18 protein-coding genes, 1 tRNA gene and 1 pseudogene are annotated in these 25,831 nt (G+C 66.7%); 3 read left to right on the forward strand and 17 right to left on the reverse strand.

Translation table 11 applies throughout. The features are described from left to right. The first annotated feature begins 24 nt into the window (after positions 1–24). The gene (locus tag ACZ4WS_RS17120) at positions 25–1,251 is read left to right on the forward strand and encodes a cytochrome P450 (protein ID WP_467981152.1); all 1,227 of its coding nucleotides are present in this window, start codon (positions 25–27) and stop codon (positions 1,249–1,251) included. A gap of 6 nt (positions 1,252–1,257) precedes the next feature. On the opposite strand, the gene ACZ4WS_RS17125 is transcribed toward ACZ4WS_RS17120, so the two are convergent. The 6 genes from ACZ4WS_RS17125 to rpsL form a co-directional block, all read right to left on the reverse strand. After that, the gene (locus tag ACZ4WS_RS17125) at positions 1,258–2,316 is read right to left on the reverse strand and encodes an endo-1,4-beta-xylanase (RefSeq protein WP_467981153.1); all 1,059 of its coding nucleotides are present in this window, start codon (positions 2,314–2,316) and stop codon (positions 1,258–1,260) included. A 56-nt stretch (positions 2,317–2,372) separates the two neighbouring features. Then, positions 2,373–5,399, reverse strand: coding sequence for a glycosyl hydrolase 115 family protein (locus ACZ4WS_RS17130; RefSeq protein ID WP_467981155.1), 3,027 nt, complete (start codon positions 5,397–5,399; stop codon positions 2,373–2,375). 227 nt (positions 5,400–5,626) lie between these two features. Further along, the gene (gene tuf / locus ACZ4WS_RS17135; RefSeq protein ID WP_053753935.1) at positions 5,627–6,820 is read right to left on the reverse strand and encodes an elongation factor Tu; all 1,194 of its coding nucleotides are present in this window, start codon (positions 6,818–6,820) and stop codon (positions 5,627–5,629) included. Between the two features lie 166 nt (positions 6,821–6,986). Then, positions 6,987–9,116 carry an elongation factor G gene (fusA, locus tag ACZ4WS_RS17140; protein ID WP_467981157.1) on the reverse strand — a complete coding sequence of 710 codons (2,130 nt, stop codon included), beginning with the start codon at positions 9,114–9,116 and terminating at the stop codon, positions 6,987–6,989. A gap of 39 nt (positions 9,117–9,155) precedes the next feature. Beyond that, positions 9,156–9,626, reverse strand: coding sequence for a 30S ribosomal protein S7 (rpsG, locus tag ACZ4WS_RS17145; RefSeq protein WP_003974303.1), 471 nt, complete (start codon positions 9,624–9,626; stop codon positions 9,156–9,158). A 2-nt stretch (positions 9,627–9,628) separates the two neighbouring features. Continuing rightward, positions 9,629–10,000, reverse strand: a complete 372-nt coding sequence (gene rpsL / locus ACZ4WS_RS17150) for a 30S ribosomal protein S12 (RefSeq protein ID WP_003948652.1) — start codon at positions 9,998–10,000, stop codon at positions 9,629–9,631. A gap of 509 nt (positions 10,001–10,509) precedes the next feature. Between rpsL and ACZ4WS_RS17155 the strand changes: the two are divergent. Both ACZ4WS_RS17155 and ACZ4WS_RS17160 read left to right on the forward strand, forming a co-directional pair. Further along, a pseudogene (locus ACZ4WS_RS17155) lies at positions 10,510–10,896 on the forward strand (Crp/Fnr family transcriptional regulator); the annotation flags it as partial. A 50-nt stretch (positions 10,897–10,946) separates the two neighbouring features. Next, on the forward strand, positions 10,947–11,255 hold the full coding sequence (locus tag ACZ4WS_RS17160) for a hypothetical protein (RefSeq protein WP_467981159.1): 309 nt from the start codon (positions 10,947–10,949) through the stop codon (positions 11,253–11,255). A gap of 61 nt (positions 11,256–11,316) precedes the next feature. On the opposite strand, the gene ACZ4WS_RS17165 is transcribed toward ACZ4WS_RS17160, so the two are convergent. From ACZ4WS_RS17165 to ACZ4WS_RS17215, 11 genes are all read right to left on the reverse strand, one after another. Then, entirely contained in the window at positions 11,317–15,216 is a 3,900-nt protein-coding gene (locus ACZ4WS_RS17165; RefSeq protein WP_467981161.1) for a DNA-directed RNA polymerase subunit beta', read from the reverse strand. A gap of 110 nt (positions 15,217–15,326) precedes the next feature. Further along, positions 15,327–18,812, reverse strand: a complete 3,486-nt coding sequence (gene rpoB / locus ACZ4WS_RS17170) for a DNA-directed RNA polymerase subunit beta (RefSeq protein ID WP_467981163.1) — start codon at positions 18,810–18,812, stop codon at positions 15,327–15,329. A 650-nt stretch (positions 18,813–19,462) separates the two neighbouring features. Then, positions 19,463–19,846 (reverse strand): 50S ribosomal protein L7/L12, encoded by a 384-nt coding sequence (gene rplL, locus ACZ4WS_RS17175; RefSeq protein ID WP_467981164.1) that lies wholly within the window; start codon positions 19,844–19,846, stop codon positions 19,463–19,465. 110 nt (positions 19,847–19,956) lie between these two features. After that, positions 19,957–20,487, reverse strand: a complete 531-nt coding sequence (rplJ, locus tag ACZ4WS_RS17180; protein WP_020132671.1) for a 50S ribosomal protein L10 — start codon at positions 20,485–20,487, stop codon at positions 19,957–19,959. A gap of 280 nt (positions 20,488–20,767) precedes the next feature. Further along, the gene (locus ACZ4WS_RS17185) at positions 20,768–21,610 is read right to left on the reverse strand and encodes an SCO4651 family lipoprotein (protein ID WP_467981676.1); all 843 of its coding nucleotides are present in this window, start codon (positions 21,608–21,610) and stop codon (positions 20,768–20,770) included. Between the two features lie 170 nt (positions 21,611–21,780). Beyond that, positions 21,781–22,683 carry an SCO4651 family lipoprotein gene (locus ACZ4WS_RS17190; RefSeq protein ID WP_467981166.1) on the reverse strand — a complete coding sequence of 301 codons (903 nt, stop codon included), beginning with the start codon at positions 22,681–22,683 and terminating at the stop codon, positions 21,781–21,783. 191 nt (positions 22,684–22,874) lie between these two features. Continuing rightward, a complete protein-coding gene (rplA, locus tag ACZ4WS_RS17195; protein WP_467981167.1) occupies positions 22,875–23,600 on the reverse strand; it encodes a 50S ribosomal protein L1 in 726 nt (241 codons plus the stop codon). Between the two features lie 94 nt (positions 23,601–23,694). Continuing rightward, positions 23,695–24,129, reverse strand: a complete 435-nt coding sequence (gene rplK / locus ACZ4WS_RS17200; protein WP_467981169.1) for a 50S ribosomal protein L11 — start codon at positions 24,127–24,129, stop codon at positions 23,695–23,697. Between the two features lie 193 nt (positions 24,130–24,322). After that, complete coding sequence (nusG, locus tag ACZ4WS_RS17205) at positions 24,323–25,219, reverse strand: transcription termination/antitermination protein NusG (protein WP_467981171.1); 897 nt, start codon at positions 25,217–25,219, stop codon at positions 24,323–24,325. Positions 25,220–25,296: 77 nt separating this feature from the next. Then, positions 25,297–25,581 (reverse strand): preprotein translocase subunit SecE, encoded by a 285-nt coding sequence (gene secE / locus ACZ4WS_RS17210; protein WP_467981173.1) that lies wholly within the window; start codon positions 25,579–25,581, stop codon positions 25,297–25,299. A gap of 108 nt (positions 25,582–25,689) precedes the next feature. Next, positions 25,690–25,762, reverse strand: a tRNA-Trp gene (locus ACZ4WS_RS17215). Positions 25,763–25,831: the final 69 nt, after the last annotated feature.

Raw genomic sequence — 25,831 nt, forward strand, 5'->3', positions numbered from 1 at the left:
CCGGGGGCGCCCGATGGTGGACCCATGGCAGAAGAGACCACCACCCTGGCCGAGCAGCCCCTTCCCCCCGTTCGTGACTGGCCCGCCGGGCAGCTGGACGGGACCGAGTTCGAGCCGGTGCTCGCGGAGCTGATGAAGGAAGGGCCGCTGACCCGGATCCGGCTTCCGCACGGGGACGAGAGCTGGGCGTGGCTGGCGACGCGGTACGACGACGTGAAGATGATCACGAACGATCCGCGGTTCAGCCGGAAGGAGGCGTCCCTCCGGCAGTTCACCCGGCTGGCGCCGCACTTCGCGCCGCGGCCCGGGGCGCTGGCCTGGGCCGACCAGCCCGACCACAACCGGCTGCGCCGCGCCGCCTCGACCGCGTACACGGTGGGCGCGGTGAAGCGGCTGCGCCCCCGCGTCCAGGAGATGCTCGACGAGCTGGTCGACGCCATGGTGCAGGACGGGCCGCCCGCCGATCTGATCGAGCGGGTCCTCGAGCCCTTTCCGATCTCCGTCGTCTGCGAGGTCATGGGCGTGCCCGCCGACGAGCGGCAGAAGGTGCACACCTGGACGCGGGAGATCATCTCCACCGCGGGCGGCGCCGAGGCCTCCGAGCGCGCCAAGAAGGGCCTGTTCGGGTGGATCGCGCAGGCCATCCGCGACCGGCAGGACGGCGACGGGGACGACGTCCTGTCGTTGCTCGGCGGCGCGGTGAAGAGCGGTGAGCTCAAGGAGGAGGAGGCGATCAGCGTCGCCGGCCCGCTCCAGATCGGCGGAGAGGCGCTCACCAACAACAGCGGCCAGATGTTCTACCTCCTGCTGACCCGGCCCGACCTGATGGAACGCATGCGCAACGACCCCGCATCGCGCCCCGCGGCCATCGACGAACTCCTGCGCTACATCCCGCACCGCGCCGCCGTCGGCCTGCCCCGCGTGGCCCTGGAGGACGTCGTGATCCAGGGCATCCGGATCCGCGCGGGCGACCCGGTCTACGTCTCCTACCTGGCCGCCAACCGCGATCCGGACGTCTTCCCCGACCCCGACCGCATCGACTTCGACCGGGACGCCGGCGCGCATGTGGCGTTCGGCAACGGGCCGCACTACTGCACGGGCGCCGTCCTGTGCCGGATGCAGATCGAGATGCTGATCGACACCCTGTTGGAGCACTGCCCCGACCTCCGCCTCGCCGTACCCGCCGACGAGGTCCCCTTCCGGCAGCGCACGATGATCCGCGGCCCGCTTTCCCTGCCGATCGCCTGGTGACCGGCCTCACCGTCCGGCCGCCAGCCCCTCCCCCACCGCCGCGTACGCGGGCTTCGTCACGAAGTTCTCGTCCATCAGGGTCGCCGCCCCCTGCCCCGTGAAGACCCCCGGCACCCACGAGTACTTGTCGGTGTAGCCCCAGACGGTGAAGGACTTGCAGCTGCGGGTGGAGAGGCAGGCGTCCAGCAGCCCCCGGAAGTAGTCCGCCTGGCGGGCGAGCTTCTCGGCGTCCGCGGGGAGGACCATGCGCACGTCCACCTCCGTGAAGGCCGTCTGCATGCCCAGGCCGGCGAAACGGGCGAGGTTGTCGGCGACATCGCCCGGGAAGCCGTACTGGATGCCCAAGTGGCCCTGGATTCCGAAGCCTTGGACCGGCACGCCCTCGGCGCGCAGTCGGCCCGCCAGCTCGTAGTACGCCGTCGACTTCGCGTTGATCCCCTCGACGTTGTAGTCGTTCAGGAAGAGCTTCGCCTTCGGGTCGGCGGCGTGGGCCCAGCGGAAGGCGTCGGAGATGTACGACGGGCCGAGCTGCTGGAGCCAGATCGAGTCCCGCAGCGAACCGTCGTCGTTGAAGACCTCGTTCACCACGTCCCACTGGTAGATCTTGCCTTTGAAGTGCTTCACCTCGGTGGTGATGTGGTCGTGGAGTATGGCGCGCAACTGCGTCGCGTCGATCGATCCGTCCGCGACACCCGACGTCAGCCAGCCCGGCAGCTGGTTGTGCCAGACCAGTGTGTGACCGCGTACGGCCTGGCCGTGGGCGCGGGCGAAGCTGACCAGGTCGTCCGCCTCCGACCAGTCGTACGCCCCGCGCTGCGGTTCGACCGACTCCCACTTCATGACGTTCTCGGCCGTCACCGAGTCGAATTCACGAGCGGTCGTACGGCGGTACGCGGCGTCGTCCGTCAGCGCCGTCACGTCCACGGCCGTGCCGATCCGGACGTCAGCCCGGTCGGCGAGCACTCGCAGTGGGGCCTGGTGCGCCGACGCCGTCTGCGCGGCGGCCGTGACCAGCAGTGTCGCGGCCACAGCGGCTGCTGCGGGCATGCGGAAGTTGTTCCTCATGTGCGGTCCTTTCGTAGGTGGCAGGGCCACCACGTCGTACGGTCATGGGGTGCGGGTCAGCTGACGACGCGGTGGCTCTCCGGCGGGCCCAGATACGTCCGCGGCAGCCCGCCCGTGTCGATCACCAGCCGCTGCACCACCACCGTCGGGTCGACCATCCAGAACGTCAGGCGGTGTACGCCGGGAGTGGCGAGCGCGTGCCGTGTCGACGTCACGTTCACGTTGTCCGAGGTGTTGCGAGCCCACTGCATGTTCATCAGGCCGTCGTCCGCGCCCGTCGCCGCGTGGATGTCGACCGTCTGCGGCGCTGCGTCGTCGAAGGAGACCGCGTAGCGCAGACCGCCGGTGGCCAGTGCCGGGTTGCGGGGGGACAGGTAGGCCCAGAGCGTCACCGTGCCCGGGGTCAGCACGCTCACCTCGTACTCCAGGCGGGGTGAGGCCGCACGGCCCGGTGTCTGGCGCGCCGCCGTCACCGGGAACGGCGTCATCCCCGCTCCCGTACGGCCGATCCGGTCGATGCGCTGCCAGGCGCCCACGGCCCGCGCGTAATGCTCCGCGTCCAGCGCCACATATCCGCCCGCCTCGACGAAACCGCGCAGACCCCGCGGCGAAGGGTTCTCGGCGATCACCTTGAGGGGCACATCAGGACCCGCGCCCTCCACCGTGATCTCCGCCTCCGTCCGGCCACGAGGCGCCCGAGACCAGTCCACCGTCACCACCGCCCGCACCTGCCGCGAGACCCGCCCCTTCGGACGGTCCACAGCGATCCACGGCACGGACGCCTCCATCCGGTAGTCGAAGGTCTCCCGACCCCGGTTGAACACCTCGATGTACGGCGCCGGCCCGGTCCGGTACGGGCTCAGCACCAGCGCCTCGCCCGGGGAACCGTCGACCGCCACTCCCATCTCGGCGGCGTCCGGGAGCGAGATGCGCCGCACCGCGGGGAACAGGACATCCGGCAGAGCGACATTGTTCAGCTCCGGCTGCTGCCAGCCCGCGTTCGGGCCGTAGCGCGCGACATCCCCGTAGTCGATGTGCGGCTGCGTCTGGAAACCGCGCCATTTCCCGCCCGCCACCTGGGAGTTGAAGCGTTCGGCGAGCGCGAGGTCCCGTGCGAGACCTGCCTCCGCCACAGCCGCCAGGCCATCGGTCGCCGCCCGGCCCTGCGCCGCGTACCGCAGGTTCGTGAACTCCGCCTCCCGCAGCTCGTACAGATTCGCCGTCGCCAGCACCGCATACCCGACCAGCTCGAACCACGCGTCCTGCGCCGAGTCCGGGAGTCTGCGCGCGATCCGCTCGGCCCGCGCCGCGAGCTCCCGCCACTCCTGCGTGACCCGCTCCAGCTCACGCCCGTAGAACGGGGTGGCCTGATCGTCGTAGACGACGTCCGAACCACTCCCCGTGATACGGCGGTTGAGCAGCTCGGGCTTGCGACGGGACTGAAGTTGCCCGTACGTCGCCAGCACATCGGCGATGTCCGGGGCCTGCGCCGGGCCGAAGTTCTGCCGCGCGTAGCGCCGTTCCCACTCCCCGAGCGACGAAAGGCTCCAACGCTCGGGATTCCAGGCGTAGTCGAGGAAGAACTCGGTGGGCAGCTCATTGCCCTTCAAGTCCCCCACGTTCGTCACCCACAGCCCGTGGTTGCCGTACGCGTGGGCCTGGTGGAGCTGGTCCCACATGTTCGGGAGGGACGTCGTGTCGACCCACTTGTAGTTGCGGCCGGCCCCGACGTAGTCGAAGTGGTAGTACAGGCCGTAGCCACCGGCCCGCGCGGGCTCGGCCGGGTCCGGATGCTTGCGGATGTTGCCCCAGTTGTCGTCGGTCAGTACGACCGTGACGTCGTCCGGCGCCCGCAGCCCCCGGTCCCAGTACCGCTGGACCTCCTTGTAGAGCGTCCACACCTGGGGGACCTCGGAAGGCCGTTTGCCCGTGACGTCCGTGATGATCGCCCGCTGCGCGTCGATGATCTCCCGCATCAGTTCGACGCCGTCGCCGTCCGGCAGGCTCGTGTCCCCGTTCCCCCGCATGCCCAGCGTGACGACGCCCTCGAAGTCCTGGTCGGCCATCCGCTGGATGCCCTCGCGCCAGTACGCCTTGATCGCGTCGGCGTTGCGTCGGAACGACCACTCCCCCGTACCGCCGAACGGGTCGTGCCCGGGGGTGACGATCGCGCCGGAGGCGTCGCGCACGGCGGGCACCGCGTGCCGGTTCCACTCCTCGATGCCTCGCATCATGGGCGCCTCGTGAGACGTGCCCATGACAATCCCGTACTCCTTGGCGCGGGCATGGTTCTGCGGGTCGTCCTCGGCGAAGGCGCGGCCCCATACGGCCGGCCAGAGGTAGTTCGCCTTCAGGCGGAGGAGCACCTCGAAGACCTTGGCGTAGAAGTCCGCGTTGAAGCCGCCGTCGTGACCGGGGGCCTTGCCGGGGCCGAAGTACGCGGGCGCCCAGGTGCCGAGCGCCGGGTTCTCGTCGTTGATGAAGATCCCGCGGTACTTCACCACCGGCGTGCCCTGCGTGTGCCGCCCCGGCAGCACGTACAGCGCGTCGCGGTGGACCGGCGGCACGTCGTCCCACCAGTACCAGGGCGAGACCCCGATGCCGTACGAGACGTCGTACGCGCCGAAGATCGTGCCGCGCGGATCGCTGCCCGCGACGACGAAGGCGCGGTCGACGCCGGGCAGGGGCCGCTCCACGACGGTCTGCAGGGAGGTCTCCCAGCGACCACGGACGCCGGTGACATCCAGCTTGCCGGAGGCGATGAGACCGTCGATCAGCGGGCTGCGGCCGATCGTCCCGACCAGCACCACCTCCCGCGCCGTCGCGCTGCCGGGCCGTACACCCGTCACCCGCTCGATGTCGTCGCGGAGGTCGCCCGCCACCCGTACGACTCCGGGGTGATCGTCCGGGGAGACCACCACCGGGGCGCCCACGAGCGAGAAGGCACCCCCAGTGAACGAGATGTACGCGCCGGGGTCGGTGGACCCCGGCTGCCCGCCGTCCGCCCACGCCACCCCCGACAGCGCCGGTAACACCGCGAGACCGGCGCCGAGCACGGTTCTGCGGCTCACGTGTCCAGACATGCCTCACCCCTCGACCCGAAGGCGTACGAATTTGCTCAGCGGCATGACAAATAGTGAAGGGAGGGGCAGCCGGGGGGAACGGGTCGTCGGCGTCGAATAATTTCGGAACCCCGCGGGCAAGCGGTTCCGGATTCCTCGCGGGCAAGCGAAAGGGCCCGTACGACCGAAGTCGTACGGGCCCTTCCAAGGAGCTCTAAGGAGCTACCAGGCAATCAAGCCAACAAGACTTACTTGTTGATCTTGGTGACCTGGCCGGCGCCCACGGTCCGGCCACCCTCACGGATGGCGAACTTGAGGCCCTCTTCCATGGCGACGGGCTGGATGAGCTCAACCTTCATCTCAGTGTTGTCGCCCGGCATGACCATCTCCGTGCCCTCGGGGAGGGTCACAACACCGGTCACGTCAGTCGTACGGAAGTAGAACTGCGGACGGTAGTTGTTGAAGAACGGCGTGTGGCGGCCACCCTCGTCCTTGGACAGGATGTAGGCCTGGGCCTCGAACTCGGTGTGCGGGGTGACCGAGCCCGGCTTGATGATGACCTGGCCGCGCTCGACGTCCTCGCGCTTGATGCCACGGAGGAGCAGACCGACGTTCTCACCGGCCTGGCCCTCGTCGAGCAGCTTGCGGAACATCTCGATGCCGGTGACCGTGGTGGTGGTCTTCTCCTGCTTGATGCCGATGATGTCAACGGTCTCGTTGACCTTCAGGACACCACGCTCGATACGGCCGGTGACGACCGTACCGCGACCGGTGATCGTGAAGACGTCCTCGACGGGCATGAGGAACGGCTTGTCGACGTCACGCTCGGGGGTCGGGATCGCCTCGTCGACGGCGGCCATCAGGTCCAGGACCGACTGGCCCCACTCCTTGTCGCCCTCGAGCGCCTTGAGCGCCGAGACCTTGACGACCGGCAGGTCGTCGCCCGGGAACTCGTACTCGGAGAGGAGCTCACGGACCTCGAGCTCGACGAGCTCCAGGATCTCCTCGTCGTCCACCATGTCGGCCTTGTTCAGGGCGACAACGATGTACGGAACGCCGACCTGGCGGGCCAGGAGCACGTGCTCCTTGGTCTGCGGCATCGGGCCGTCGGTGGCGGCAACCACGAGGATGGCGCCGTCCATCTGCGCCGCACCCGTGATCATGTTCTTGATGTAGTCCGCGTGACCGGGGCAGTCGACGTGGGCGTAGTGACGCGTCTCCGTCTGGTACTCGACGTGCGCGATGGAGATCGTGATACCGCGCTGGCGCTCCTCAGGAGCCTTGTCGATCTGGTCGAAGGCCGAGGCCTCGTTCAGGTCGGGGTACGCGTCGTGCAGCACCTTGGTAATGGCGGCCGTGAGGGTCGTCTTACCGTGGTCGATGTGACCGATGGTGCCGATGTTGACGTGCGGCTTAGTCCGCTCGAACTTCGCCTTCGCCACTGGGTCCTCCTGTGGAGTGGTTCTGGTACGCCTTACTCATCGGCGCCAGGTGATCTTTGCTGGGATGCCGCCCGCCGGGGTTTTCCCCCGGGGACGATTTCTCGTCCCTTGCCGGATTCAAGCCCCGGCGGTCGGTGTCAAGCCTAAAGCGTGTAAACGGGGTGTGTTACTCGCCCTTGGCCTTCGCGATGATCTCCTCGGCGACGTTCCGGGGAACCTCGGCGTAGGAGTCGAACTGCATCGAGTAGCTTGCGCGACCCGAGGTCTTGCTGCGGAGGTCGCCGACGTAGCCGAACATCTCCGAGAGCGGCACCAGACCCTTGACGATCCGGGCACCCATCCGCTCCTCCATGGCCTGGATCTGGCCACGGCGGGAGTTGATGTCGCCGATGACCTCACCCATGTAGTCCTCGGGCGTGGTGACCTCGACGGCCATCATCGGCTCGAGCAGCACAGGGCTGGCCTTGCGCGCGGCCTCCTTGAAGGCCTGCGAACCGGCGATCTTGAACGCGAGCTCGGAGGAGTCGACCTCGTGGTAGCCACCGTCGAGAAGAATGACGCGAACGCCCGTCATCTCGTAGCCCGCCAGGATGCCGAACTGCATGGCTTCCTGCGCACCGGCGTCCACCGACGGGATGTACTCCCGCGGGATACGGCCACCGGTGACCTTGTTCACGAACTCGTACGCCGGACCGTCGGCCTCGGTGATGGGCTCGATCGCGATCTGCACCTTGGCGAACTGACCGGTACCACCGGTCTGCTTCTTGTGCGTGTAGTCGTGACGCTCGACGGCCTTGCGGATCGTCTCGCGGTACGCGACCTGCGGCTTGCCGACGTTGGCCTCGACCTTGAACTCACGGCGCATACGGTCGACCAGCACCTCGAGGTGCAGCTCGCCCATACCGCCGATGATGGTCTGGCCGGTCTCCTCGTCCGAGTGAACCTGGAAGGAGGGGTCCTCCTCCGCGAGACGCTGGATGGCTACACCCAGCTTCTCCTGGTCACCCTTGGACTTGGGCTCGATGGCGACCTGAATGACCGGCGCCGGGAAGTCCATGGACTCCAGGATGACCGGGTTCTTGTCGTCGGACAGCGTCTCACCGGTGGTGGTCTGCTTCAGGCCCATCACGGCGACGATGTCGCCGGCGCCCACCGACTCGATCTCCTCACGCTTGTTCGCGTGCATGCGGTAGATCTTGCCGATGCGCTCCTTCTTGCCCTTGACGGAGTTCAGCACGGCGGTGCCGGACTCCAGGCGGCCCGAGTAGACCCGGACGAAGGTGAGCTTGCCCAGGTGCGGGTCGCTCATGATCTTGAACGCGAGCGCGGACAGCGGCTCGTCCACGGACGGCTTGCGCTTGACCACGACCTCGGGGTCCTTCACGTCGTGGCCCTCGATGGCCTCGACGTCAAGCGGGGTCGGGAGGTAGCGCACGACCGCGTCGAGCAGGGGCTGAACGCCCTTGTTCTTGAACGCGGTGCCACAGAACACCGGGGTGACCGTGGTGTCGCTGGACTTGCCAGACGCGATGGTGATGCGACGGATCGCGGCGTACAGCTGCTCCTCGGTGGGCTCGACGCCCTCCAGGTACAGCTCCATGATCTCTTCGTCGTTCTCGGCGACGCCCTCGATCAGCTTGCCGCGGTACTCCTCGGCAGCCTCGGTGTGCGTGGCCGGGATGTCGACGACGTCGTACATCTCGCCCTTGGCGGCCTCGGCAGACCACACGAGCGCCTTCATGCGGACCAGGTCCACAACGCCCTTGAAGTCCATCTCGGCGCCGATCGGCAGCTGCATGACGAGCGGCTGGGCGCCCAGGCGGTCCGAGATCATGTCCACACAGCGGTGGAACTCGGCGCCGGTACGGTCCAGCTTGTTCACGAAGCAGATGCGCGGCACGCCGTAACGGTCGGCCTGACGCCACACCGTCTCGGACTGCGGCTCGACACCGGCGACACCGTCGAACACCGTGACGGCACCGTCGAGGACGCGCAGCGAGCGCTCCACCTCGACCGTGAAGTCGACGTGGCCCGGGGTGTCGATGATGTTGATCGTGTAGTCGTTGTCCTCAAGCGGCCAGTGACAGGTGGTGGCAGCAGAGGTGATCGTGATGCCACGCTCCTGCTCCTGCTCCATCCAGTCCATGGTGGCGGCGCCGTCGTGGACTTCACCGATCTTGTAGCTGACGCCGGTGTAGAAGAGGATCCGCTCGGTGGTGGTCGTCTTGCCCGCGTCGATGTGGGCCATGATCCCGATGTTGCGGACCTTGGCCAGGTCAAGTGAAGTGGTAGCCATAAGGCTTCGGTCTTCTCTCGGTCTCGATGGGGGTAGCGACTACCAGCGGTAGTGCGCGAAGGCCTTGTTGGACTCGGCCATCTTGTGGGTGTCCTCGCGCTTCTTCACAGCGGCACCAAGGCCGTTGGAGGCGTCGAGAAGCTCGTTGAGCAGACGCTCGGTCATGGTCTTCTCGCGACGGGCGCGGGAGTAACCGACGAGCCAGCGCAGCGCGAGCGTGTTGGCGCGACCGGGCTTGACCTCGATCGGCACCTGGTACGTCGCACCGCCGACGCGGCGGGACTTGACCTCGAGGGTCGGCTTGATGTTCTCCAGAGCGCGCTTCAGCGTGATGACCGGGTCGTTGCCGGTCTTCTCGCGCAGGCCCTCCATGGCGCCGTAGACGATGCGCTCGGCGGTGGAGCGCTTGCCGTTCAGCAGCACCTTGTTGATCAGGGAGGTGACAAGAGGGGAACCGTAGACCGGGTCGATGATGACCGGGCGCTTCGGGGCGGGGCCCTTACGAGGCATTTCTACTTCTCCTTCTTGGCGCCGTAGCGGCTGCGGGCCTGCTTGCGGTTCTTGACACCCTGGGTGTCGAGCGAACCACGGATGATCTTGTAGCGAACACCCGGCAGGTCCTTCACACGGCCGCCGCGCACGAGCACGATGGAGTGCTCCTGCAGGTTGTGTCCCTCACCCGGAATGTAAGCAGTGACCTCGATCCCGCTGGTCAGACGCACACGCGCGACCTTACGCAGGGCCGAGTTCGGCTTCTTCGGGGTGGTCGTGAACACACGCGTGCAGACGCCGCGACGCTGGGGCGAACCCTCGAGTGCGGGCGTCTTGTTCTTCTCGACCTTGTCCTGCCGGCCCTTCCGGACCAGCTGCTGGATCGTAGGCACTACTTCTCCGGTTTCTGTGTGCCGAATGGTGAAGCTAACCTGAAACATCGCCGACCCACGCGGTCGGGTGTGTCGAAGCTGCAGACTCCCGCCGCGAGGCGGAAAGAGCGCAGAATACGGTGGCCGCCTACGGCTCCCCTTGTGCGGTTGAAGGCACGCACGGGAGCCAGGGCACACCCCAGGCACAAGGTCTGAGCGTACCTACCTCATTCGCTGCGGTCAAAACAAATGGGCTTCGCCCACCCTGATGAGTGGGCCATGCCAAGCCCACCCATCCCAAGTGATCTTCGATTCCACGATCCGTGCACTTCGGCCGGGCTTTTCGTGATCTTCGAATCGCCGGGCGACCATCCGCCTGCGCAAGCCGCAGGCCGTTCTCTCCCCATAGCGCGAGCGCGGTCCCAGCCAGGGCGGCCGATTGCCGCTCGCTCTTTGCATGGTTACTTCAAAATACCTTGACCGGTTGCGGCATCTAGGGCATCGGCGCAGGTGAACACCGGGGCAGCGGTATGACCGGGGGGCTTACACGCGCATGGGACGACGACGGCTTCGACGACGGCGTGCCCTTTCTCGCCCGCCTGGAGAGCGAGGACCGTGCCGCCCTGCCGACCATGGGACGCCCCATGCACTACCGGGCCCGCAGTGTCCTCATGCACCAGGACGAGCCCTCCGCCCATGTGGTGCTCCTCGTGCACGACTGGACGAAGGTCACAGCGATCGCGGCAAACGGCTACGAGGCGCTCCTCGCGCTGCGCGGCCCCGGGGACATCGTGGGCGAGGGCGCGGCACTTAGCGGACGCCATCGCTCGTCGACCGTGACGGTGCTGGAACCGGTCGAGGCGGTCGCCATCGACGAAGCCCGCTTCACCGCGTTCCTCACCGGCCATCCCCGGCTCTGCGGCGGTACTGCTCCCCGGATCACTGCTGGTCGCTCTGCACCCCCCACGTGCTGGCAAGCCTGACCGTCGTCGTCGTGACGTCGTACGCCGTCGACATGGTGAGCGGCCTGCCCTGGTGGGTCCCGCCGGGCTGCTGGGCGCTGAGCGGGGTTCTGGTCTTCCACCGGCCCCGCGAGCGTCTCCTGGCCCGATGGCTGCGCGAGGAACACGACAGGGAGGAGTCCGAACGGGTCACCGCCGCGGCCCTGGGCGTCCCGTTCGAGAAGGAAGGGGTGATCTCACGGCTGCTCGACTCGCACCCCGACGTGCACACCCGGCTGCACCACCTCCAGGCTCACCTGGAGAACGGGCGTTGACACGCCGAAGGGCGGCCACCCCGTGGGGTGACCGCCCTTCAGTTACTGACAACCGACTCGCTTACTGGTTGTACGGACCGTAGTCGTAGTCCTCCAGCGGAACGGCCTGGCCGGAGCCCGTGCCGAACGGCGAGTAGTCGATGTCGTCGTAGCCGACGGCCGAGTACATCGCGGCCTTGGCCTCCTCGGTCGGCTCGACCCGGATGTTGCGGTAGCGGGACAGACCCGTACCGGCCGGGATGAGCTTACCGATGATGACGTTCTCCTTGAGGCCGATCAGGGAGTCGGACTTGGCGTTGATCGCCGCGTCCGTCAGAACCCTGGTCGTCTCCTGGAAGGACGCCGCCGACAGCCACGACTCGGTGGCGAGCGAGGCCTTGGTGATACCCATCAGCTGCGGACGGCCGGAGGCCGGGTGGCCGCCTTCCTGGACCACACGACGGTTCTCGGTCTCGAACTTCGAACGCTCGACCAGCTCGCCGGGCAGCAGCTCCGCGTCGCCCGACTCGATGATCGTCACACGGCGCAGCATCTGCCGGATGATGATCTCGATGTGCTTGTCGTGGATCGACACACCCTGCGAGTTGTAGACCTTCTGGACTTCGCCGACCAGGTGGACCTGGACCGCGCGCTGACCGAGGATCCGCAGCACGTCGTGCGGGTTGGTGGCACCCACGGTGAGCTTCTGGCCCACCTCGACGTGGTCGCCCTCGCCCACCAGCAGACGGGCACGCTTCGAGATCGGGAACGCCGTCTCGTCGCTGCCGTCGTCCGGGGTGACGACGAGCTTCTTCGTCTTCTCGGTCTCCTCGATACGGACTCGGCCGGAGGCCTCCGAAATCGGGGCGACACCCTTGGGCGTACGAGCCTCGAAGAGCTCGACGACACGGGGCAGACCCTGGGTGATGTCGTCACCGGCCACACCACCGGTGTGGAAAGTACGCATCGTCAGCTGCGTACCGGGCTCACCGATGGACTGGGCGGCGATGATGCCGACCGCCTCACCGATGTCGACCAGCTTGCCGGTGGCCAGCGAACGGCCGTAGCACATGGCGCAGGTACCGACGGCGGACTCGCAGGTCAGGACCGAGCGGGTCTTGACCTCCTCGATGCCGTGCTTGACGAGCTCGTCGATGAGGACGTCGCCGAGGTCGGTGTTGGCCGGGGCCAGCACCTTGCCGTCGACGGTGATGTCCTCGGCCAGCGCACGTGCGTACACGCTGGTCTCGACGTTCTCCGTCTTGCGCAGCACGCCGTCCGCGCCGCGCTCGGCGATGGCCAGACGCAGACCACGGTCGGTGCCGCAGTCCTCCTCGCGGATGATGACGTCCTGCGAGACGTCCACCAGACGACGGGTGAGGTAACCCGAGTCGGCGGTACGCAGGGCGGTGTCCGCCAGACCCTTACGAGCACCGTGCGTCGAGATGAAGTACTCCAGCACCGACAGGCCCTCACGGAAGGAGGCCTTGATCGGACGCGGGATCGTCTCGTTCTTGGCGTTCGACACCAGACCACGCATACCGGCGATCTGACGCATCTGCATCATGTTTCCTCGGGCACCCGAGTCAACCATCATGAAGATGGGGTTCGTCTTGGGGAAGTTCTCGTTCATCGCCTCGGCAACCTCGTTGGTCGCCTTGGTCCAGATCGCGATGAGCTCCTGAGTGCGCTCTTCCTTGGTGATCAGACCGCGCTCGTACTGCTTCTGGACCTTCTCGTCCTGCGCCTCGTAGCCCTTGACGATCTCCTTCTTCGCCTCGGGAACGACGATGTCGGAGATGGCCACGGTGACGCCGGAGCGGGTGCCCCAGTAGAAGCCCGCCGCCTTCAGGTTGTCGAGCGTCGCCGCCACGATGACCTTGGGGTAGCGCTCGGCCAGGTCGTTGACGATCTCGCCGAGCTGCTTCTTGCCCACCGAGTAGTCGACGAACGGGTAGTCCTCGGGCAGCAGCTCGTTGAAGAGCGCACGGCCCAGGGTCGTACGGAGGCGGAAGGTGTCCCCCTGCTGCCACTCCGGCTCGCCCTCTTCACGCGCCGGCGGGGTCCAGCCGCGCGGCGGGATGGTGCCCACCGGGAAGCGGATGTCGACGGCCGACTGGAGCGCGAGCTCACCGGCGTCGAACGCCATGATCGCCTCGGCAGTGGAGCCGAAGGACCGGCCCTCGCCCTTGACGTCACGCAGCTCGCCGTCCGTGGTCAGGAAGAACAGACCGAGGACCATGTCCTGGGTCGGCATCGTGACCGGGCGGCCGTCGGCGGGCTTGAGGATGTTGTTCGAGGACAGCATCAGGATGCGGGCCTCTGCCTGCGCCTCCGCGGAGAGCGGCAGGTGCACGGCCATCTGGTCACCGTCGAAGTCCGCGTTGAACGCGGTGCAGACGAGCGGGTGGATCTGGATGGCCTTGCCCTCGACCAGCTGCGGCTCGAAGGCCTGGATGCCGAGGCGGTGCAGCGTGGGCGCACGGTTCAGCAGAACCGGGTGCTCAGCGATGACCTCTTCCAGGACGTCGTACACGACCGTGCGGCCGCGCTCGACCATCCGCTTGGCGCTCTTGATGTTCTGCGCGTGGTTCAGGTCGACCAGGCGCTTCATCACGAACGGCTTGAAGAGCTCCAGCGCCATGGCCTTGGGCAGACCACACTGGTGCAGCTTCAGCTGCGGACCGACGACGATCACGGAACGCGCGGAGTAGTCGACACGCTTACCGAGCAGGTTCTGACGGAATCGACCCTGCTTGCCCTTGAGCATGTCGGACAGCGACTTCAGCGGACGGTTGCCGGGGCCCGTGACCGGGCGACCACGACGGCCGTTGTCGAAGAGCGCGTCGACGGCCTCCTGAAGCATGCGCTTCTCGTTGTTCACGATGATCTCGGGGGCACCGAGGTCAAGGAGTCGCTTCAGACGGTTGTTGCGGTTGATCACGCGGCGGTACAGGTCGTTCAGGTCGGAGGTCGCGAAGCGGCCACCGTCCAGCTGCACCATCGGACGCAGGTCCGGCGGGATGACCGGCACGCAGTCGAGCACCATGCCCTTGGGGCTGTTGCTGGTCTGCAGGAACGCGGAGACGACCTTGAGGCGCTTGAGCGCACGGGTCTTCTTCTGGCCCTTGCCGGTGCGGATGATCTCGCGAAGGCGCTCGGCCTCCTCGTCGAGGTCGAAGGACTCCAGGCGCTTCTGCAGCGCCGCGGCACCCATCGAACCGTCGAAGTACGTGCCGAAGCGGTCACGCAGCTCGCGGTAGAGGAGCTCGTCGCCCTCAAGGTCCTGGACCTTCAGGTTCTTGAAGCGGGTCCACACCTCGTCGAGACGGTCGATCTCGCGCTGCGAACGGTCACGCAGCTGCTTCATCTCACGCTCGGCACCCTCGCGCACCTTGCGGCGTACGTCGGCCTTGGCGCCCTCGGCCTCGAGCTCGGCCAGGTCGGTCTCGAGCTTCTTGGCGCGGGCCTCGAGGTCGGCGTCGCGACGGTTCTCGACCTGCTGACGCTCGACGGAGACGTGCGCCTCCAGCGAGGGCAGGTCGCGGGTGCGGCGCTCCTCGTCGACGTACGTGATCATGTACGCCGCGAAGTAGATGACCTTCTCGAGGTCCTTCGGGGCGAGGTCGAGCAGGTAGCCCAGACGCGACGGAACGCCCTTGAAGTACCAGATGTGGGTGACGGGAGCGGCCAGCTCGATGTGGCCCATCCGCTCACGACGCACCTTGGCGCGAGTGACCTCGACGCCGCAGCGCTCGCAGATGATGCCCTTGAAGCGGACACGCTTGTACTTACCGCAGTAGCACTCCCAGTCCCGGGTCGGACCGAAGATCTTCTCGCAGAAGAGTCCGTCCTTTTCGGGCTTGAGGGTGCGGTAGTTGATGGTCTCGGGCTTCTTGACCTCGCCGTGGCTCCACTGACGGATGTCGTCAGCGGTGGCCAGACCGATCCGGAGCTCATCGAAGAAGTTGACGTCGAGCACTATGCGTCAATCCCTCTCAGGGTTGTAAGTCTTAGGGGTCTGATACGGGGGTCCTGGGGCCGGACGGAGGCTCATTGATGTGATCTCTGAGCCTCCGTACCGGACTCCCGTCAGACCTCTTCGACGCTGCTCGGCTCGCGCCGGGACAGGTCGATGCCGAGCTCCTCCGCCGCGCGGAAGACGTCCTCGTCGGTGTCACGCATTTCGATGGACATACCGTCGCTGGACAGCACCTCCACGTTGAGGCAGAGAGACTGCATCTCCTTGATGAGCACCTTGAAGGACTCGGGGATGCCGGGCTCGGGGATGTTCTCGCCCTTGACGATGGCCTCGTAGACCTTCACGCGGCCGGTGACGTCGTCGGACTTGATGGTCAGCAGCTCCTGGAGGGCGTAAGCGGCGCCATAAGCCTCAAGCGCCCACACCTCCATCTCACCGAAGCGCTGGCCACCGAACTGGGCCTTACCACCCAGCGGCTGCTGGGTGATCATCGAGTACGGGCCGGTCGAGCGGGCGTGCAGCTTGTCGTCGACCAGGTGGTGGAGCTTGAGGATGTACATGTAGCCGACCGAGATCGGCTCCGGGAACGGCTCGCCGGAGCGGCCGTCGAACAGCGGTGCCTTACCGGTCGGGAGCACCATGCGCTCTCCGTCGCGGTTCGGGATCGTGTGCTGCAGCAGACCCGCGAGCTCGTCCTCACGCGCACCGTCGAAGACGGGGGTGGCGACGTTGGTGCCCGGGGCGACCACGTCGGCCTCGATGGCCTGCAGTCGCTGCGCCCAGTCGTCCGCGAGGCCGGAGACGTCCCAGCCGCGGCTGGCGAGCCAGCCGAGGTGGATCTCCAGGACCTGTCCCGGGTTCATTCGGGACGGGACACCCAGCGGGTTGAGGATGATGTCGACCGGGGTGCCGTCCTCCAGGAACGGCATGTCCTCGATCGGCAGGATCTTGGAGATGACACCCTTGTTGCCGTGGCGGCCGGCGAGCTTGTCACCGTCCGTGATCTTGCGCTTCTGCGCCACGTAGACACGAACCAGCTGGTTCACGCCCGGCGGCAGCTCGTCGCCCTCTTCACGGTCGAAGACGCGTACGCCGATGACCTTGCCGATCTCGCCGTGCGGCACCTTCAGGGAGGTGTCACGGACCTCACGGGCCTTCTCACCGAAGATCGCGCGGAGCAGGCGCTCCTCCGGGGTCAGCTCGGTCTCACCCTTGGGCGTGACCTTGCCGACCAGGATGTCGCCGGCGACGACCTCGGCACCGATGCGGATGATGCCGCGCTCGTCGAGGTCGGCGAGGACCTCCTCGGAGACGTTCGGGATGTCCCGGGTGATCTCCTCGGGGCCGAGCTTGGTGTCACGGGCGTCGACCTCGTGCTCCTCGATGTGGATCGAGGAGAGGACGTCGTCCTGCACGAGGCGCTGCGACAGGATGATCGCGTCCTCGTAGTTGTGACCCTCCCACGGCATGAACGCCACGAGCAGGTTCTTGCCGAGCGCCATCTCGCCGTTCTCGGTCGCCGGTCCGTCGGCCAGAACCTGGCCGGCGACGACCCGGGCGCCCTCGTCCACGACAACCTTCTGGTTGACGGAGGTGCCCTGGTTCGAGCGGGAGAACTTGTGCAGGCGGTACGTGGTGTACGTGCCGTCGTCGTTGGCGGTGGTGACGTAGTCCGCGGAGACCTCCTGGACCACACCGTCCTTCTCCGACTTGAGTACGTCGCCGGCGTCGACGGCGCAGCGGTACTCCATGCCGGTGCCGACGAGCGGCGCCTCGGACTTGATCAGCGGCACGGCCTGACGCATCATGTTCGCGCCCATGAGGGCACGGTTGGCGTCGTCGTGCTCGAGGAACGGGATCATGGCGGTCGCGACCGACACCATCTGGCGCGGCGAGACGTCCATGTAGTCGACGTCGTCACCGGGGACGTAGTCGACCTCTCCGCCACGACGACGGACCAGGACGCGGGACTCCTCGAAGCGGAGCTCGTCCGTCAGCGGCGCGTTGGCCTGCGCGATGACGAATCGGTCCTCTTCGTCGGCCGTGAGGTAGTCGACCTCGTCGGTGACGACACCACCGGTGACCTTGCGGTACGGCGTCTCGACGAAACCGAACGCGTTGACCCGGCCGTAGGAGGCGAGCGAGCCGATCAGACCGATGTTCGGGCCTTCAGGGGTCTCGATCGGGCACATGCGGCCGTAGTGCGAGGGGTGCACGTCACGGACCTCGAAGCCGGCCCGCTCACGGGAGAGACCACCCGGGCCAAGCGCCGACAGACGGCGCTTGTGGGTGAGACCCGACAGCGGGTTGTTCTGGTCCATGAACTGCGACAGCTGGCTGGTGCCGAAGAACTCCTTGATGGAGGCGACGACCGGCCGGATGTTGATCAGGGTCTGCGGCGTGATCGCCTCGACGTCCTGAGTCGTCATGCGCTCGCGGACGACGCGCTCCATACGAGCCAGACCCGTGCGGACCTGGTTCTGGATGAGCTCGCCGACGTTGCGCAGACGACGGTTGCCGAAGTGGTCGATGTCGTCGGTCTCGACGACGATCGAGGTGCCGTTGTTGCCAACGGTCTCGGTCTCACCGGCGTGCAGCTTCACCAGGTACTTGATCGACGAGAGGATGTCCTCGACGGTCAGGACCCCGGCGTCCAGCGGGGCTTCGCCGCCCAGCTTCTTGTTCACCTTGTAGCGGCCGACCTTCGCGAGGTCGTAGCGCTTCGAGTTGAAGTAGAGGTTCTCAAGAAGCGTCTGCGCGGCCTCGCGGGTCGGGGGCTCGCCCGGACGCAGCTTGCGGTAGATGTCGAGCAGCGCGTCGTCCTGGCCCTGGGTATGGTCCTTCTCCAGGGTGGCGCGCATGGACTCGTACTCGCCGAACTCCTCGAGGATCTGCTCGGTCGTCCAACCGAGAGCCTTCAGGAGAACGGTGACGGACTGCTTGCGCTTGCGGTCGATGCGGACACCGACCATGTCGCGCTTGTCGATCTCCATCTCCAGCCAGGCACCCCGGGACGGGATGACCTTCGCGGAGAAGATGTCCTTGTCGGACGTCTTGTCGATGGAGGAGTCGAAGTAGACGCCCGGCGAGCGGACCAGCTGCGACACCACGACACGCTCGGTGCCGTTGATGACGAAGGTGCCCTTGTTGGTCATGAGCGGGAAGTCGCCCATGAAGACCGTCTGGGACTTGATCTCGCCGGTCTCGTTGTTGGTGAACTCGGCCGTGACGAAGAGCGGGGCCGCGTACGTGAAGTCGCGGTCCTTGCACTCGTCGATGGAGTTCTTCGGGGGCTCGAAGCGGTGGTCCCGGAACGTCAGGGACATCGACCCAGAGAAGTCCTCGATCGGGGAGATCTCCTCGAAGATCTCCTCCAGACCGGACTTCGTGGGGACGTCCTGTCCGCTGTCCAGAGCCGCCTCGACACGAGCCTTCCACGCTTCGTTGCCGAGCAGCCAGTCGAAGCTCTCGGTTTGCAGCGCAAGAAGGTTCGGAACCTCGAGGGGCTCCTTGATCTTTGCAAAGGAGATGCGCAGCGGGGCGGTGCTGGCGCCGTTGTTCGTATTCGCGGTCGAGGCAGTGCGCGAGGCGGCCAAGAGGGGGTCCTTCCGAGGGCTCGGACTCACTACGCGCGTACCGGCCCCCCACTGTGGGCACAGAGACAGTCCGTTCCCGATTCAGCCAAAAGGCCAGGTCAGGGATGATCCAGTCATCGGTGCTCAAGCGAGGGCATGCCCCTGGTGACGGGCAGGAGGCAGCTAACAGGCAGCGCAAAGGGTCAGTGTAGCCACTAGGCCCACTGATGTCCAGTCCCGGTTTTTTGAGACCATCGTTGTTCTCAACACCTGCGGCAAGCCACGCCCTCAATGCACATCGATACTGCCCTCTTCGCCGTCGATCCATGCCTCGGATCCGGATCGTTGTGACGACGCGTCCTGAGAATTGCGCGCTGCGTGCGGTTCGTCAAGGCCCCCCATGCCCAAACCGAGTGCCGTGAACGTCACGTGCAGCCCGTCTTGCAGCCCGTCACGGGGGCGGCCGGAGGCACAACGAAGATCACCTTACTCGTCGCGACCACCAGCGCAAGGCAGCCGCTGCGAGACCCCCTGGAACGCCGAAGAGCGACCACCCAGATGGGTGATCGCTCTTCGGTGCGTCAGCGTTACAGCGCTACTTGAGCGGCTGTGTCAGCACGCGAGACAGAGTCCTCAGCGGACTCCGAGAGTCCTCAGGCGGACTCGTCGAGTCACTTGACCTCGACGGAGGCGCCGGCGCCCTTGAGGGACTCGGCAGCCTTCTCGGCGGCCTCCTTGGCGACCTTCTCGAGGACCGGCTTCGGAGCGCCGTCGACGAGGTCCTTGGCCTCCTTCAGACCCAGCGAGGTCAGCTCACGCACGACCTTGATGACCTGGATCTTCTTCTCGCCGGCACCCGTGAGGATGACGTCGAACTCGTCCTGCTCCTCAGCGGCCTCGGCCGGGGCACCGGCGGCGGCGGGGCCCGCAACGGCGACGGCCGCGGCGGCGGTGACGTCGAACTTCTCCTCGAAGGCCTTCACGAACTCGGCGAGCTCGATGAGGGTGAGGTTCTCGAACTGCGCGAGCAGCTCTTCCTGGGACAGCTTCGCCATGATGGCGTCCTTCCACTAATTCGGCAGGTGCCGGTATGTACTGGTGAGGCGGGCGTACGTTCGGCCCGCTACGACCGTCGCCTCAGGCGGCGGTCAATGCGCGAGCCGAATTACTCGGCACCGCCCTGCTCGGCCAGCTTGACGCGAAGCGCTTCCGCAGTGCGGACGAACTTCGACGGCAGCGCCTGGAAGAGCGAGGCAGCCTGAGACTGCTTGCCCTTCATGGCACCGGCCAGCTTGGCGAGCAGAACCTCGCGGGACTCGAGGTCCGCAAGCTTCTTGATCTCGTCGGCGGACAGCGCCTTGCCGTCAAGGACACCGCCCTTGATGACGAGGTTCGGGTTGTCCTTGGCGAAGTCACGAAGACCCTTCGCCGACGTCACCGGGTCACCGGTGATGAAGGCGACCGCCGTCGGACCGTTGAACAGGTCGTCGAGCGTGGAGATCCCGGCCTCGTTGGCCGCAATCTTGGTCAGCGTGTTCTTCACCACGGCGTACTGGGCGTCTTCACCGAGCGAACGACGCAGCGTCTTGAGCTGCGCCACGGTGAGACCCCGGTACTCGGTCAGCACAGCGGCGTTCGAGCTGCGGAACTGGTCCGCGAGCTCGGCTACCGCGGCAGCCTTGTCGGGCCTTGCCATAGAGCGTCGGCCTCCTTCCGGGTGATGAGGACCGCTCGGAAGGGGCTGGACAAAACGAAACGCCCCGGCGCAGGCGCACGGGGCGTAGCTCGACCAGAATTCTTTGACAGAACTCCAGGAGCACATCCACGGTCACCTACGCGGGTCGTCCGCAGTTTCAGCGGATCCTTCGGCCACCATGCCCTCTTACGAGCACACGGCAACGACCAGCGGTCTTTGGCTTCTGGGGAAGAGTACGTGAACGGCCGCGCGGCAAGCAAATCGGCCCAGGATCCCGGGGTCAGCCCTGGGCGTCCTTCATCGTCTGGGCGAGATCGACGGTGTCCTTGGCGGCCGGGGCCTTGATCGTCAGGGGCTTGCTGTAGTCGAGGAAGGTCATGGTCATGTCGAACGCGCCCTTGTCGGCGGCGGCCCGCACCCGGAACCGCTTCGTGTGGTCGTCCGGACCGATCCAGATGTCCATCGTGAGCGTGTCGGCGCCCATGTCCTCGTACTGCTTGAGGTTCTTCTCGCGCCTGACCCGCGTCGCCTTGGCCTCGGTCTTCAACTCCGCGCGGATGGCGTCAAGGGTGGCCGTGCCCCTGTAGTGGGTGGTCCGGACGCCGTCGACCTTCTCGGTGCCGACCTTCTCCACATCCTTGGAGCCGGTCAGGAAACCGGCCTCCTGGGCCGGGTTCTTGTCGGCGTCGTCCCTCCACTTGGTGGTGTCGAGGTTCAGGCCCCCGGGAGTACGGCTGTGGCCGGACACGTCGAACTTCATCCAGTGCCTGCCGTCCGTCCCCTCGACGGCTTGCTCGGACCCGCCCAGGTACAGCGCCCCGTCGACCAGCCGCATCTCCACGAACCTGCCCTTGTCGGGCCCGTCAAGGGAGGCCGTCTTCAGGCTCATGGCCAGCGGCTTCACGTTCAGCGCCCCGTCACCGACGACCCGGCCCTGCTGCGGGGCCCGGCCCGACATGTGGTACCGGAGGGAGGTGATGTCATCCGCGTTCTCAGCCGCCTTGGCGACGGCCGCCGCGGGCGTCATGTCCGGCGACTCTCCCGCGTCACCCTTCGTACAGGAGACGGCACCCGCGCCCAGCGCCAGGGCGGCGAGCGTCACGCCCGCCGCTCCGCGCCGCACACCTCCGCGCCGCACACCGCCATGCCGCACACTTCCGCGCACAGCGAACTCCACGATTCCCCCCAAGGAACAGATGGTTGATTCACAGCAAGGCCGCGAGCGTATCCCAGGGGGTTGGGGTGGTCCGGTGAATTCTCGTGGGGTTCAGGAGGCGGTGGATTCGGGTGGGCTCAGGACGTGGTGCCCTGCGACTTGAGCAGATCCTTGAAGTCGGCGGTGTCGCCGGCCGGGGGCTCCGTCGCGGAGACCTTCACCCCGTAGTCGCTGTAGTACGCCGTCGAGGACATCGTGCCGGTCGACAGCTCGCCCTTCTCGACCTTCTTGACGAGCAGGTCATCGCCGTTGACCCAGATGTCGACCTTCTCCGTGCTCACGCCGGCCTGGGTGAGCTGCTTCTTCAGGTCGGCCAGCTGGCTCGCCGTGAGGTTGGAGCTCTTGGTCGCCAGGTTCGCGACGTCCACCATGCCCGAGTAGTGCGTGGTGCTCTCGCCGCGCACCGTCTCCTCGCCGACCTTCTTGACGTCACCGGAGGCCAGCAGGAGCTTCACCGACTGGTTCGGCGTGGTGTTCTGCATCTGGTCCTTCAGATACGCGCCCGAGCCGCCGCCGAACTTCGCCAGGTCGTCGTACGCGTACTTGATCCAGTGCTTGCCGCCCGCCTGCTCGGCGAACTTGTCGCTCATCTTCGCGTAGTACGCGTCGGGCAGGTAGCGGGCCTGCATGGAGGTGCTGCCCGTCTGCCGCATCGTGTCGGCCATCGTGCCACCGGTGTACGTGATCGTCATGGTGCCGGTGAGGCCGTCGCCCCAGCCCATGACACCGTCCGCCTTCATGGACATCAGCGTGCCCATGGTCGTCGTGGACTCGACCTTGGCGGAGTCGGCGTTGTCGGTGGACTTCTCGGCGGAGCGCAGGGCGGCTATGGGGCTGACGTGCGTGGTCCCCTTGTGCACCGCCTTGTCGTCCTTGCCGGAGCCCCCGGAGTCACCCGAGGAGCTACAGGCGGCCACACCCGCCAGCGCGGTCGTCAGCGCGATCGAAAGGGTCATGCGGCGCACGGTCGTGCTCTTCATTCGTCCCACCCCTAAGCGAATTCTGTGAGCTGCACGCTAGCGCAGCCCACTGACACTCGTATCCGGATTTCGTCCCGGGGACAGCCCCCGCGAACGACTCCAGGAATGGGGACGGGCCCCGCACCTCGAAAGGTTGCGGGGCCCGTGTCACATACGCGTACGCGACGCGGTCACCGGGGTGAGCGGGAGGCTCAGACGGCGGCCGGGTCCTCCTCGACGAGGAGGTTGCGGGTGCGGTTCGGGTCGACCGGAACGCCGGGGCCGATCGTGGTGCTGATCGCGGCCTTCTTGATGTAGCGACCCTTGGCGGCCGACGGCTTCAGACGAAGGATCTCGTCGAGCGCGGCGCCGTAGTTCTCCACCAGCTTGGTCTCGTCGAACGAGGTCTTGCCGATGATGAAGTGCAGGTTCGAGTGCTTGTCGACGCGGAACTCGATCTTGCCGCCCTTGATCTCGGTCACGGCCTTGGCCACGTCCGGGGTCACGGTGCCGGTCTTCGGGTTCGGCATCAGACCACGCGGGCCGAGGACACGGCCCAGGCGGCCGACCTTGCCCATGAGGTCCGGGGTGGCGACGACGGCGTCGAAGTCCAGACGACCCTTCGCCACCTCGTCGATGAGCTCGTCGGAGCCGACGATGTCGGCGCCCGCGGCAGTCGCGGCCTCGGCACGGTCACCGGTCGCGAAGACCAGGACCCGGGCGGTCTTACCGGTGCCGTGCGGGAGGTTCACGGTGCCACGGACCATCTGGTCGGCCTTGCGCGGGTCTACACCCAGGCGGAAGGCGACCTCGACGGTGCCGTCGAACTTGCTCGTGGAGGTCTCCTTGGCGAGACGGACGGCCTCGAGCGGGGCGTAGAGCTTCTCCCGGTCGATCTTGGCGTCCGCAGCGCGGAGAGACTTGCTGCGCTTGCTCACTACTGCTCCTGATGTGTTCTGAGGAGTCGTGGTACGGACCGAGCAGGCCCTGCCACGTGCGGCTCACGCCGCATGGTTCCTACGAAGGTGGGTGTCAGCCCTCGACCGTGATGCCCATGGAACGGGCGGTGCCGGCGATGATCTTCGACGCGGCGTCCAGGTCGTTGGCGTTGAGGTCGGGCATCTTGGTGGTGGCGATCTCGCGGACCTGCGCCTCGGTGATCTTGGCGACCTTGGTCTTGTGCGGCTCGCCGGAGCCCTTCTCGACACCCGCGGCCTTGAGGATCATCTTGGCGGCCGGCGGAGTCTTGGTGACGAAGGTGAAGGTGCGGTCTTCGTAGACCGTGATCTCCACCGGGATCACCCAGCCACGCTGCGACTCGGTCGCGGCGTTGTAGGCCTTGCAGAACTCCATGATGTTGACGCCGTGCTGGCCCAGCGCGGGGCCGACCGGCGGGGCCGGGTTCGCCGCACCGGCGTTGATCTGGAGCTTGATAAGCCCCGTGACCTTCTTCTTCTTGGGAGGCATTCCGGGTCCTCTTTCGTTTTCGCCTTCCTACGTCCGAGTCGCCCCGGACGGCTGCCTTCAACCGAGCCAATGATCCGGATGGAGGCATACCGCACAACGATAACGGGTATCCGTGCGCGGCCAAAAACCGAGCAGGTCAGACCGGCTGCGAGAGCCCGTCTGACCTGTTCGGAAGACGTACGTCCAGAAGGTGCTAGTTCTTCTGGATCTGGTCGAAGGAGAGCTCGACCGGGGTCTCGCGGCCGAAGATCTCGACGAGGCCCTTGACCTTCTTCGAGTCGGCGTTGATCTCGTTGATGGTCGCCTGCAGCGTGGCGAACGGGCCGTCGGTGACGGTGACCGAGTCGCCGACCTCGAAGTCCAGCACCTGGACCTCGACCTTGCGCTGCGGAGCGGGCTTGCCTTCGGCCTCGGCGGCCTCGCGGGCGGCCTTCTCCTCGGCCTCCGGGGCGAGCATCTTGACGATCTCGTCCAGGGTCAGCGGGTACGGGTCGTAGGCGTTGCCCACGAAGCCGGTGACGCCGGGGGTGTTGCGGACGACGCCCCAGGACTCGTTCGTCAGGTCCATGCGGACCAGGACGTAGCCCGGAAGCTTGTTCTGCTTGATCGTCTTGCGCTCGCCGTTCTTGATCTGCGCGACCTCTTCCTGCGGCACCTCGGCCTGGAAGATGAAGTCCTCGACGTTCAGCGAGACGGCGCGCTGCTCGAGGTTGGTCTTCACGCGGTTCTCGTAACCGGCGTACGTGTGGATGACGTACCACTCGCCGGGGAGGGTGCGGAGCTCCTCGCGGAGGGCCTCCACGGGGTCGACGGGCGCGGCGGGCTCGGCCTCTTCCTCGTCGGCCTCCTCGGCCTCGGCCTCGGCCTCGTCGGCGTCCTCGACAGTGAGGGCTTCCTCGGGGACGTCCTCGTCCTCGACGTCCTCACCGGACTCGTCCTCGACGTGCAGCGCCGCTTCCTCGGCGGGCTCGCCGGCAGCGGCGTCGGCAGCCTCGACCTCGTCCTCGACGTCCGCGCCCTCGACGATGTCGAGTTCGTCGTCAACGGACTCGACCGACTCGATGGCGTCGTTCAGGTTCGGGTCAGACACGGTGGCTGCTTCTTCCTGGATACATGGGGGTGGAACACGCGAAAGGGGCGCCGGTGACGGCGCCCTTCGCTCTCGGCTCAGCCGAAGACGTACTTGGCGGCGTGGTTGAGCCCATAGTCAATCACGGTCACCAGGCCAATCATGATGACGACGAAGACAATCACCACTGTGGTGTACGTCGTCAGCTGATTGCGAGTCGGCCAGACGACCTTGCGGAGCTCCGCGACGATCTGGCGATAGAAGGTGGCGAGGCGCTTCAGCGGGCCCTTTTTGCCGCGCTTGCCGCCCTTGCGAGCCTTCTTCTTACTGGACTCCGGCGCCTCGGCATCAGGCATGTCGATGGAGCCCACGGCGTCCGTCACTCGTCCTCACCTGATTCCGGGTCATGGCCGTGCCGCGCCCGGTGGAGCCGCACGGCGGTGCATTGCAGTACGTACATGCGCACACATCCTGGCGAAAGGTGTGTGTAGCAGGGCCGGAGGGACTTGAACCCCCAACCGCTGGTTTTGGAGACCAGTGCTCTACCAATTGAGCTACGACCCTTTGATTTCCCCCAACGTACCGCATCCGCCCGAGTGCTCGGTGTGCACCGGATGGGTGCGGCCGGTGAAG

Source organism: Streptomyces sp. NPDC029292, assembly GCF_055569295.1.